Source organism: Synechococcus sp. A15-60, assembly GCF_014280095.1.
Taxonomy (GTDB): domain Bacteria; phylum Cyanobacteriota; class Cyanobacteriia; order PCC-6307; family Cyanobiaceae; genus Synechococcus_C.
On sequence record NZ_CP047933.1, the window covers coordinates 2,022,971 to 2,034,103 of the forward strand.

The window sequence follows — 11,133 nt, forward strand, 5'->3', positions numbered from 1 at the left end:
AGCCATGCCCATCGGAACCCCCAGCGTCCCCTACCGACTTCCTGGTAGCCAGATGGAGCGCTGGGTCGACATCTACACACGTCTTGGCGTCGAACGCATCCTGTTCCTCGGATCGGAGGTCAACGATGCGATCGCCAACAGCCTCGTGGCCCAGATGCTCTACCTCGATTCAGAGGACAGCAGCAAGCCGATCTATCTCTACATCAATTCCCCCGGGGGTTCGGTGACGGCTGGTCTGGCCATCTACGACACCATGCAGTACGTCAAAAGTGACGTGGTCACCATCTGTGTGGGATTGGCTGCGTCGATGGGTGCCTTCCTGCTCGCTGCAGGCACCAAAGGCAAGCGCTTGGCTCTGCCCCACAGCCGCATCATGATTCACCAACCCCTGGGTGGCACTGCGCAGCGCCAGGCGAGTGACATCGAAATCGAAGCGCGCGAAATTCTGCGGATGAAGGAAATGCTCAACCGTTCGATGGCGGAAATGAGCGGGCAGAGCTTCGACAAGATCGAGAAAGACACTGACCGTGACTACTTTCTCAGCAGCGAGGAAGCCAAAGACTATGGACTGATCGATCGTGTGATCTCCCATCCCAACGAAGCTTGATCGAACAGGCGCTTGCGTAAGCTCGGTCGTTACCCAGCTCCACGTTCATCGCCCGGATGGCTCAGCTTTTCTACGACTCCGACGCCGATCTCTCGCTGCTTAACGGCAAGACGGTTGCCATCGTCGGTTACGGCTCCCAGGGTCATGCCCATGCCTTGAACCTCAAGGACAGCGGCGTGAACGTGGTGGTCGGTCTTTATGACGGCAGCCGCTCTGCGGAGAAAGCCAAAGCCGACGGCTTGGAAGTGCTGAGCGTGGCCGATGCATCCGCCAAGGCCGACTGGATCATGGTGCTCCTGCCCGATGAATTCCAGAAGGACGTCTACGAGACGGAAATCGCTCCCCATCTCAGCGCTGGCAAGGTGCTGAGCTTCGCGCACGGCTTCAACATCCGCTTCGAGCTGATCAAGCCTCCCGCTGATGTGGACGTGGTGATGATCGCCCCCAAGGGCCCTGGCCACACCGTGCGCTGGGAATACCAAAACGGTCAGGGCGTCCCTGCCCTGTTCGCCATCGAGCAGGATGCCTCAGGCCATGCCCGTGGCCTTGCTATGGCCTACGCCAAGGGCATCGGCGGCACTCGCGCCGGCATTCTGGAAACCAACTTCAAGGAAGAGACCGAAACCGATCTCTTCGGTGAGCAGGCCGTGCTCTGCGGTGGTCTCTCCGAGCTGGTGAAGGCCGGTTTCGAGACGCTGGTGGAAGCGGGCTATCAGCCTGAGCTGGCCTATTTCGAGTGTCTGCATGAGGTGAAGCTGATCGTGGATCTGATGGTCAAAGGCGGCCTGAGCTCCATGCGCGATTCCATCTCCAACACCGCTGAATACGGCGACTACGTCAGTGGCCCCCGACTGATCACCGCCGAAACCAAGGCGGAGATGAAGCGGATTCTTGGCGACATCCAAGACGGCACCTTTGCCAAGAACTTCGTGGCCGAATGCGATGCTGGCAAGCCTGAAATGAACAAGATCCGTGAGCGCGACCGCGGTCACAAGATCGAAGAGGTGGGCAAGGGCCTGCGCTCGATGTTCAGCTGGCTGAAGGCCGCCTGAGCCTGAGTCAACCCAGCGAAGCTGGCGCAAGATGCGCCAGCTTCGCAACGACCAAGACCACTCGCGGGGATCAGCACGCGGCAAGGTGATCGATGAGTGATGCTTCGGTCAAGTCGACGATGAACGCCAGGTTGCCTGCACCAACGCTGCGGCTCCCCATCGCTGTGCTGCTGTTTCTGAACGGGGAGATGCCAGCAGTCGACGATGCTGCCCGAGTGGAGTGGATGACACCACTGGGCGGTGAGCGTACGCGCTGGCAGGTGCTCGGCCTGTCGGGGGCCTTGCCACTGGTGTGCGCAGGGTTCATCGCTCTGAGCATCACGAAGGGCCAACGGGCAACACAGGCATGAGCGTGCAAGCGTCAACACTGGCGGCAGCAGGCATTGTTCTTGCGGCGTTGCTGGATCGCGGCATTGGCGATCCAGCCGGCTGGTTGCATCCCGTGGTGGTGATGGGGTGGGGCATCAAACAGATGCGTCTACGGGCCGAGAGTTGGGCGACGGACAGCCCTCTCAAGCTGTCGATCGCCGGTGTCTTGATCACCGTCACGCTGGTGCTGACCAGCGGGTTCTGTGGTTGGCTCTTGGAACAAATTGTGCTGAGACCACTGCTGCTGGGAGAGAGTGACGGCGGCCATGGCTGGATCAACAGCCCCGCCAGCGTGTGCTGGGTTCTGGGACTGGCCAGTGCACTGGCCGGAAAAAGCCTGGAAGACGGAGTTCGCGTTGTGCTCTTAGCGCTTCCTGACGACCCCAGTGAGGAGCCTCTCGAGGCCCGTCAACGCCTGAGCTGGATCGTGGGACGTGACACCACGGAGCTCAACGTGAATGAGATCCTGCGCGCCACGGCGGAAACGGCGAGTGAAAATGCCGTGGATGGTCTATTCGCCCCCATGTTCTGGATGCTCGTGGGGGCTGGCTTCTGGTCAGCAGGACTGATCAACGCGCCGGGGCCGCTCGCTCTGGCCTGGGCGTTCAAAGCATCCAGCACGTTGGATTCCATGTTGGGGTATCGCAAGGGACGCCTGCGCTGGCTGGGCACCGCAGGTGCACGTCTGGACGATTGCCTCACATGGATCCCCTGCCGACTGGTGATGCTGACGCTGCCGCTGGTGAGTCAGCCCATCGGTCGGTGGGCCTCACTCGTCATGGCTGCAGAACACGATGGTCAACATGACCCTTCTCCCAATGCCGGGCGCTCCGAAGCGATCTACGCCCACTGCGCAGAAGTGCAACTCGGAGGGCGAAACCGATACGGAGCGCGCTGGGTCGACAAACCATTGCTCGGTGGTAACCACCAGAGCCCCACTAAAGACAATGTGGAAGCCATCCTCAATCTCACCAGGAGATTGGAAGTGCTTTGGCTGCTGATGGCCGTGGGATGCAATCTCTGGATTTAAGGAGCCGATGTCAGGCCGAGAGATCGGGGGACACCATGCTGATCAGTAAGCACCTCGATCCATTGGGAGGAGCAACACGCCAAACGTGCGCAGGATGATGGCCAGGTCGAGCAAAACTGAACGACCACGGGCATAGGCCAGATCCAAGCGAACACGTTTTGGGTAGCTGAGGTTGTTGCGTCCACTCACCTGCCACAAGCCAGTCAACCCCGGTCGAACTGACAACACCTCATCCATGTATTCGCCATAACGCTCGATCTCTTTGGCAACAATCGGGCGGGGACCAACCACACTCATCTCACCGCGCAAAACATTCAGAAACTGAGGAAGCTCATCCAGGCTGGAGCGCCGCAGGAAACGACCGATCGGGGTTATTCGTGGGTCATCGCGCAGCTTGAAATCACGCTCAAATTCCTCGCGCATGGAGGGAGATCGCTCGAGCACTTGGGCTAGAACAGCGTCAGCATCAGGGCGCATGGTGCGGAACTTGATGCAACCGAAGCGGCGGTAACCCCGTCCGACACGCTTTTGCACGTAAAAAACAGGACCCGGAGAGCTGAGCTTGACCAGACCAACGAGGAGAAGAAAAAGGGGGGAGCCAATCCCGAGAACAGCCAAAGAGAACAACACATCTCCGGTTCGCTTCAGGGAACGACCCAGGCGACTTTGACGGCGCACCAGCGAAACAGCCGGAAGACTCGAAGGAGGCGCCGAGATCAACTGAAGATGACGTCTGGATGCCTGACGCTTCAGCTTGCTACGAGACGTCGGAAGACCATTACGACGCAAGGAACTCACCAAAAAACCGTCGCTCCCGTCTCACACCAATCAACTGCAACGGCGTCCATCCGTCAGCGGAGAAGGGTCAGAAACCGCAACGGCACAGGCGAAAAGCCAACCAAGACCAAGATCCAACAAGGTCTCAAAACGCGACCGCATAATCAAGAAGTTTCTCAGGCCGTTGCCGTCAGGCGCCCGGATCACGAAGCTTGGCGCATGGCTACTACCAGCAACTCCCTGAACGGGCTCCTCGACGAATCCCTCGCAGAACCCCCCATCGGAGAAACCGATCATTTCCACTGGCATGCCACTCCTGTAGGGATTGCTGCGCTGTGGCAAGGAGACCACGCTCCACCGACACCACCCTTCAATGAAGCATTGACGGAAGGCCTCAAAGTTGGCCTTGACCTCAGCCGCGAAGAAAGAGAATTTCATCAAGTGACAAAAGGGTTGGTCCTTCTCTTTCATTCCTAATCAACAGGCAACCATTCCTAATAAGCGAACAACAAGACCAAACCTCTCATTTGATCAAAACGAAAACACAAATAAATTAATTGGAAGAAAAGAATCATGAAGGTCAATCAATCAAGTTGCCATGGGGTCACAGCAAGCGCTTTGATGAGCACTGAAAGTGACGATGAAACCACACAAACCCAACAACCACCGCGGTCAGCAGAGACAAAGAAATTAGGCTGATCAGTGGCAACAGACAGACGAGTGAACGAAAGACCGCACAATAGTTGAAAACAGAAATTCAAAACCTAAGGCACTGAAAAGAAGCCAATGAATCAATCAAACAGATAATAATCCAAGCAAAAAGGAAAACAAAGGCTGTCAGCTCGAAAAAACAACTCGTGAGATCACAGATAAAATATTAGAAAAAATAAACGTCTCAATGGCAGAGCCAACTATCGCCTAGAGCCAAAGGAATACCCCAATCGCTGAAGAAGCAAAAGGGGCAGGCGAAACGGAAAACAAATGAAAAGGTAAAATAAGTCTTAAGCCAAAATCAAACAAAGAAATCACTTCTAAAATAAAAAAAAGAGCAGTGATCATGACAAAATTCGTTAACCTACTTAATGCGAAAACAATTGGAAGTGGCAACAATCAAGCATGGTCGAGACATGCACTCTCGGAATACCTGAAAAGGATCACTCCTCTGGATCCAGGGTGGAAAGAGTTAGACGATCTGCTGAGAAATAATTTCCAAAACAGTGACTACCTCAATGTGCTTCCACAGCATCTAGAGAAGATTCCAATCAACAGCGGTTGGCTTGATTGGCAGGCTGCGAACGCACAATATGAGCAAGGTCAATACAGCCAAACCAATCAAAGCGGAACCTTTTTTTCTAGCTGGGGTCCCAAGTACAATGAGGTCAATATTGATTTATCAATTGCAGGCCACGACAAAATAACAATTGACGGGTTCGGCGAGATCAGAACGCGCGATGAATTTTCAAGAAGCATCTATGACAACGAGTTCTGGCTGTACAACGAACAAACTCCAGGGCCAGTCATCGTTGCAGATCCAGGTGACACCATTCGAGTCAAACTGAAGAATAACTTAGATGTAGAGGCCCAAACAAAACAATGGAATCCCCAAGCTGATCGAACAAATCTCCATTTGCATGGCTCACACGTATCACCCAAGGGAAAGGGTGATAACGTAATGATTGCCGTGGAAAATGGTGATAGCCAAGAGTATATCTACCAAATCCCAGAAAATCATCCAAGCGGTTTGCTCTGGATGCATCCACATCTGCATGGCACAACATCATTATCGTTAGCAGGTGGAGCTGCATTACCGGTCTTTATCCTGCCGGACGAAAAAGATACCAACAATTTAAAAGACTATGATCCAACAACATCAAATATTCATCTTCTAAGCCTTCAGTCATGGGCTGTTGAACAAAAAATTAATCCCAATGTACAACCAGGAGAAAACAATTGGGAAAACACGAAACAAATGCCACCAAGGTTGTTCAAGGAAAACGGTAAAAGCTTTTATAAGTATGGGTCGGCCCCATTCAATGGAAACAATTATCAGCCGTTAGCATACTTTACGGATAATGACTATTGGGCACCCGGTGGTGCCACTTATGCAGATTACGTAGCCGCCAAAACAACAGAAAATCTCATCCACACCGTGAATGGGCAATATAATCCCACGATCAATGCAAAAACAAATGAGTGGGTCACCTTTGGTTTCCTGAATTTCTCACTCAATTCAAGCCATGTGATTCAGCTTGTTCATGCCGACGAGGAGGGTAACTTAAGCTTAGAGTCTCCCAACCTATTGGGAATCGATTCTGATATTTCGCGTTGGGCATCAGAGTATGACACGTCTGTATCGACTCTCCCAGGACTAGCGCCAGGTGGAAGGATAACAATCCAGCATTCATTTGATAAGCCAGGAAGTTATTATTTTATTAGTAATGCAAGCAAAGAAGTTCTCGGAGATTTAGCTCCAAACGAAACAAATAGACCAAAGAATTCAAGCGAAACATATCTTGGATACAACGACGGATTTCAGATCACGCCATCCCAGGTGTTGGCAACAGTGGATGTCTCGAGTGCAGCCATCAAAGAATCAAAACAACCGAACGCCTGGGACTATCTCGATGAACAGAGAGATCACGCACTAGGCCTCAAAGAAGAAGCAGCATCAAAAGGCGTGAATCGAACACGAGAATTTGTTTGGAACACAAACGCGCTCGAAATCGAAACTGAAAAAGAACGCAAAACGATGATAGGTCCGGATGGCGAAACTTACATTGATCCTGGATACAATGATCCAGAAGACTGGGAAGGTGTATGGACAATTAATCAACAATATTGGACGCACAAAGCGACACAAAGTCCAACCATCACCATTGCAATGTTGGACACATTGGAGAGATGGTCACTGGTCAACAGTTCGAAATCCTCCAAGCGGGATACATTCCCCAAAGAGAACCCCAGAACCGAAATCCAAATAGGGCAATCACATCCATTTCACCTCCACCAAAATGAATTCATTGTCGAATCGATCAACGGCTTAAAGGTAGGGGCAACGCCCAATCAAAATGAGGTTGGAGATGCCTACGTCGGTGACTCATTGGTCGATGTCTATCAAATGGGGCCAGCCTATGCAAAAGGAAGTGCAACACCAGACAACCCATTTGGAACACCAATGATACTGGACGAGGACGGAAATTATATCGACGGCAATGGAACAAATTGGGGAAATAAAGTGAGGCCGTACGGACAAGCTCCAGAGGGCTACTTAACGAATTCAAAAACAGACATCTTAATTCGCTTCGAAGATTTTACAGGCTTATTTGTCGATCACTGTCATTTATTATTCCATGAGGATGGGGGAATGATGGTACCAGTATTGACCATCCTCAATACCAACGACAGCTGGATTACGAGTGATTCGGAAAATAATAATAGCATTCAAATATCGCTTGGTTCAAATAGGGAAAATATAGTCAACTTTCAACCAATTAGCGAAACACAATCAACAGGTGTGAATGTCGCTAGTGGTGATATCAATGCCTTGAACTTTGTGCCTGGACCAAAGGCAAAAACAGTTCACGTCAGCGATAATATCGAAGATATTGCTGTGATTGAAGCCACATCGTCCACGACAGGAGAATTCAAATTAAATGTCTTCGACGGTCAGAGTGCAAAAGATTTCTATGCAGCCAAGCTGTTGAACAATAACGTCAATGTTGATTCGATTCAAAAGCTCAAAGAATTGAAAATCATTGCAAAGAATCCTCGCAACGGACAAAATCTTAAATCCTCGATTGCAGTAGGCGATATCAACGGAGATGGTTATGACGAAATTGTTGTTGGCATCTCGGGCAATGGATACGAGCCAGAAATACGTGTTTATAGTGGCGAAACCTTTAAAGAACTATATTGCCTAACGCCGTTCGATGGTGCAAACAGTAATGGCATTGACATAGAAATTGGAGATCTCAACGGAGACAACTATGGGGATATTATTGTCAGCCAATTAGAGGGTGGTCAAGGACTAGTCGATGGTTTCGACGGCAAGAAATTAACAGACAACATCGCAACTGGCATCAGTCCAAAGATGTTATCTGAAATGAGCAAACTCTGGAAAGAGTCATTTAATCCACATGGGAAAACAGAGAATGGAATACGCATAGCGGTTGGCTATTCACTCCCGGACGAACAACCAACAGCTTCTGACTATAAGTTCACGGCAAATATGCACAATCAAACTTTTTTAGCAAATTTAACTACATTAGAAGTCAAATCCGATGCACAAACAACTTTTAAAAATTGGCTATATGACTCAAAGGAAGGTGCGCACGCTGGTCATGGTGTCGAGGACAAACAATCAGCGCACAACATGATGAATGATGAGATCACAGACTATTTTGAAAGTCAACAACCCCACGAAATAATCAGTAACGGTATATTCAACCTCAGTGGAAGTTATAATAATCTTGAATTTCATTATTTCGATATTAACTCGAGTCAAAGAGGGGAGGGTGGCCTTCTGTTGACGCAAGCAAATGGAGGTCATGCACTGCTCCATCTCAAAACTGCAGAGATGAATAGTTCGGACGATTTTGATTTCGACGCCTTTACCTGGTCAGGCAAAGTTGTAGATTTTTAACCTCAGTACTCGCTGGGGAACTAAAAAGGTTCGTCTGCTGAAAGCACTAAATAGAAAACCCATTGTCAATCACACAAAAAGTGGCCTCCATGCCGAGGGTTTTCATTTCTGATTTCATCTTTAAAGTGTCATCGTCGTTGGCAACGATGACAAGATTTTCAAGCTCTAACATTGAAAAAAATTCATCTAAAACATCTTTTACTGTTTCCAGATGAGCATGAAAGGCGTCAAAGTTGATATAACTTTCTCTCAAAAATAAATGTGAATCATTATAAGCTGCAGTAAACAGAAGTGTCCCAGTTTCATGATGACCGCGATTAATAATTTCATCAGTGAGTTGCTTGACCGATGACATCATCCCTTCCTTAACACGGAAAAGTGGGTAGACGCTGATAAAGGTATCGGCTCGTTTCATGAATCAAAATCAATTCAATCACACTATAGACACAACAGGTTCAGGAGAACATTCATGAGGATTTCAAAACCCCACAAAAATTTATTTAGCGATATGAACAAAACAATTCATCGGATGGCAACTGAGAAGCAAAAGCCGGTTATTCTAATCAGCAATCTGCAAGCCTTCATAGAAGCACACCCATGAAGACATTGATCGATTTAATTGAAAATAGTTTACCGATAAAATCCTTGAAAAGAAGTCATTTTTACTGGAGATAGTGCGCTGAGTGCGCTCGACAACTCATCACTTGGAAACCCGTAAGCAACAACCTTAACGGGGGTCAACAGTCCCATGAAATCCGATCCGAACATATCGCCGAAGGCCTTCATATGGAGAAGAGCCTGAGCGGAGTTGGAGTAACGCTCGTAGACATGAACTTCGTCGTGGGCAGGACTAACACTGAATTCAAAATTAGTGGTATCAGGCTCATTGGACTGAAAATACTCAGTCATTTTTGCGGCAAGTGCTGTAATTTCTGAGAATGAATCAGGCTTGCAAGAGCAGGTGATCGTCCAAGACACCCAAGTGTTGGAATCAGAAGAGATGAGAGTCATTTGAAAGAAGAATTTTGGTGATGAAATTAAAAAAACTAGTGACCGGCCCTGATGAGATCAACAAGTCTTTCAGCGATGGCATAGCAAGTGAGCATTGGATTGCGAGAAACATGGTCTGGAATGATGGAGCAATCAACAACTCGCAAAGAGGTGCATTCGTGCACTTTTAAGTATTGATCAACGACAGCATGATTATCCGTAGCAGGCCCCATTTTGCATGTGCCAACGGCATGCCATATTGTGGCAGATCGATCAGTAATGTATTGCTCAATAAACTTAGTATCATTAACCATATCATCGGTTAAAACGGCTATTCCATCAGAAATATCTTTGAGTGCACCTGTGGTGAGTAACTCATAACCGCGTCGCACACCATCAACCATCTTGCGCATATCTTCTGCATGTGAATTCAAGCGATGGTCAATACGGGGTTGCTGATTGGGATCAGACGATTGCAATGTGACACGACCACGCGACTCAGGACGATTAATCACAATTCCAGTGCCAAACATTAGGCCACGCGTTGGATCAGCACCAGGAAAGCGTTCGGCACCCAATTTGCCAAGACAATAGATTTGCATGTCATTGATATGGCTGCTGCCGGGCGCCGTGTAATGAATCACCATTTGAACATCGTCATCGGTCTCATTCACGATCCCAGGCTTTGGATACGAAGCAACAACGGCAAGCGAGTGATCAATCAGATTGCTACCAACCCCTTGGAGATTATTAACACAGTCAATCTTCAGCCGATCCAGATCATCAACAGGACCAACACCTGAGCGAAGGAGAATGGAAGGAGAATTAATCGTACCAGCACTCAAGATCACTTCACCGCCAAAAATACTTTCCACCGAATTATCTGCATGAATCACCTCAACGCCGATGGCTTGCTTACCAGAGAAAAGAACCTTATTGACCATCGTTCGATCCTTGATCGTCAGATTCGGTCGTGATTGAGCATCCAAAAGATAAGCAATCGAGCTCGACACACGCAGTGAACCATCACCAGCTCGATTCATGGGAATAGGTCCTACACCGTCATAACCATTTGGATGATTATGATCTGGAACCCAAGCATATCCGTCAGCCATCGCAGACTCTTTAAATGAAGCGACGACAGGAGAATATTGATCTGGCTTAAAGCGCTGGATGGGAATCTTACCGGAACTCCCATGATAAGAAGCATATCCAAAATCGATATCATTTTCGATTCGTTTATACATGGGTAGGATATCTTCCCAGTCCCAACCAGTGTTACCAGCTGCGGCCCAAGCTCTGAAATCTTGCGGAAGGCCCCGAAGAGAAATCACACCATTAACAGCAGAGCAGCCACCACTGACTTTCCCTCGCGCATAGGGAAAGTCGCGTCCGGGAGTAACCTGCGTGATGTAGTGCCAATCATGGGCATCAACAGACACTGCCCGAGAATCCAAAAGGTCGCGAGGAGTGTCTTCAATGGAGGTGAAATGGGGGCCGGCCTCCAGAAGCAATACCTTGATATTCTCATCTTCTGTTAACCGAGAGGCAATAACAGCCCCAGCGGTTCCAGCGCCAACAATTATATAGTCGAACGTCTTCATGAAAAAAGAAAGCTCTATATTTGCACTTTAGTCATATCCATATAGGCAGCAAACGAGAATTC

10 protein-coding genes are annotated in these 11,133 nt (G+C 49.2%); 6 read left to right on the forward strand and 4 right to left on the reverse strand.

What is annotated here, in order from left to right; genetic code table 11:
* Positions 1 to 4: 4 nt before the first annotated feature.
* The 4 genes from SynA1560_RS11110 (at position 5) to cbiB (ending at position 3,058) form a co-directional block, all read left to right on the forward strand.
* Complete coding sequence (locus tag SynA1560_RS11110; RefSeq protein ID WP_186469321.1) at positions 5 to 607, forward strand: ATP-dependent Clp protease proteolytic subunit; 603 nt, start codon at positions 5 to 7, stop codon at positions 605 to 607.
* A gap of 56 nt (positions 608 to 663) precedes the next feature.
* The gene (gene ilvC, locus SynA1560_RS11115; RefSeq protein WP_186469322.1) at positions 664 to 1,659 is read left to right on the forward strand and encodes a ketol-acid reductoisomerase; all 996 of its coding nucleotides are present in this window, start codon (positions 664 to 666) and stop codon (positions 1,657 to 1,659) included.
* A gap of 92 nt (positions 1,660 to 1,751) precedes the next feature.
* The gene (locus SynA1560_RS11120) at positions 1,752 to 2,009 is read left to right on the forward strand and encodes a hypothetical protein (RefSeq protein ID WP_186500525.1); all 258 of its coding nucleotides are present in this window, start codon (positions 1,752 to 1,754) and stop codon (positions 2,007 to 2,009) included.
* Positions 2,006 to 3,058 carry an adenosylcobinamide-phosphate synthase CbiB gene (gene cbiB / locus SynA1560_RS11125; RefSeq protein WP_186500526.1) on the forward strand — a complete coding sequence of 351 codons (1,053 nt, stop codon included), beginning with the start codon at positions 2,006 to 2,008 and terminating at the stop codon, positions 3,056 to 3,058. The genes SynA1560_RS11120 and cbiB overlap by 4 nt, the downstream gene beginning before the upstream one ends.
* A 42-nt stretch (positions 3,059 to 3,100) precedes the next feature.
* Here cbiB and SynA1560_RS11130 read toward each other — a convergent pair whose 3' ends face one another.
* Positions 3,101 to 3,859 (reverse strand): sugar transferase, encoded by a 759-nt coding sequence (locus SynA1560_RS11130; RefSeq protein WP_186500527.1) that lies wholly within the window; start codon positions 3,857 to 3,859, stop codon positions 3,101 to 3,103.
* Positions 3,860 to 4,054: 195 nt separating this feature from the next.
* Here SynA1560_RS11130 and SynA1560_RS13870 point away from each other — a divergent pair, with 195 nt between their 5' ends.
* Both SynA1560_RS13870 and SynA1560_RS11140 read left to right on the forward strand, forming a co-directional pair.
* Positions 4,055 to 4,312 (forward strand): hypothetical protein, encoded by a 258-nt coding sequence (locus SynA1560_RS13870; RefSeq protein WP_255476943.1) that lies wholly within the window; start codon positions 4,055 to 4,057, stop codon positions 4,310 to 4,312.
* Positions 4,313 to 4,892: 580 nt separating this feature from the next.
* Positions 4,893 to 8,477 (forward strand): multicopper oxidase domain-containing protein, encoded by a 3,585-nt coding sequence (locus tag SynA1560_RS11140; RefSeq protein ID WP_186500529.1) that lies wholly within the window; start codon positions 4,893 to 4,895, stop codon positions 8,475 to 8,477.
* A 46-nt stretch (positions 8,478 to 8,523) separates the two neighbouring features.
* Here SynA1560_RS11140 and SynA1560_RS11145 read toward each other — a convergent pair whose 3' ends face one another.
* The 3 genes from SynA1560_RS11145 to SynA1560_RS11155 all read right to left on the reverse strand — a co-directional run bounded on the left by SynA1560_RS11145 (position 8,524) and on the right by SynA1560_RS11155 (position 11,071).
* Positions 8,524 to 8,892: a hypothetical protein gene (locus SynA1560_RS11145; RefSeq protein WP_186500530.1), complete on the reverse strand. Its 369-nt coding sequence runs from the start codon at positions 8,890 to 8,892 to the stop codon at positions 8,524 to 8,526.
* Between the two features lie 215 nt (positions 8,893 to 9,107).
* Positions 9,108 to 9,488 carry a hypothetical protein gene (locus SynA1560_RS11150; RefSeq protein ID WP_222930210.1) on the reverse strand — a complete coding sequence of 127 codons (381 nt, stop codon included), beginning with the start codon at positions 9,486 to 9,488 and terminating at the stop codon, positions 9,108 to 9,110.
* Positions 9,489 to 9,523: 35 nt separating this feature from the next.
* Positions 9,524 to 11,071 (reverse strand): GMC family oxidoreductase, encoded by a 1,548-nt coding sequence (locus tag SynA1560_RS11155; protein ID WP_186469330.1) that lies wholly within the window; start codon positions 11,069 to 11,071, stop codon positions 9,524 to 9,526.
* Positions 11,072 to 11,133 lie beyond the last annotated feature (62 nt).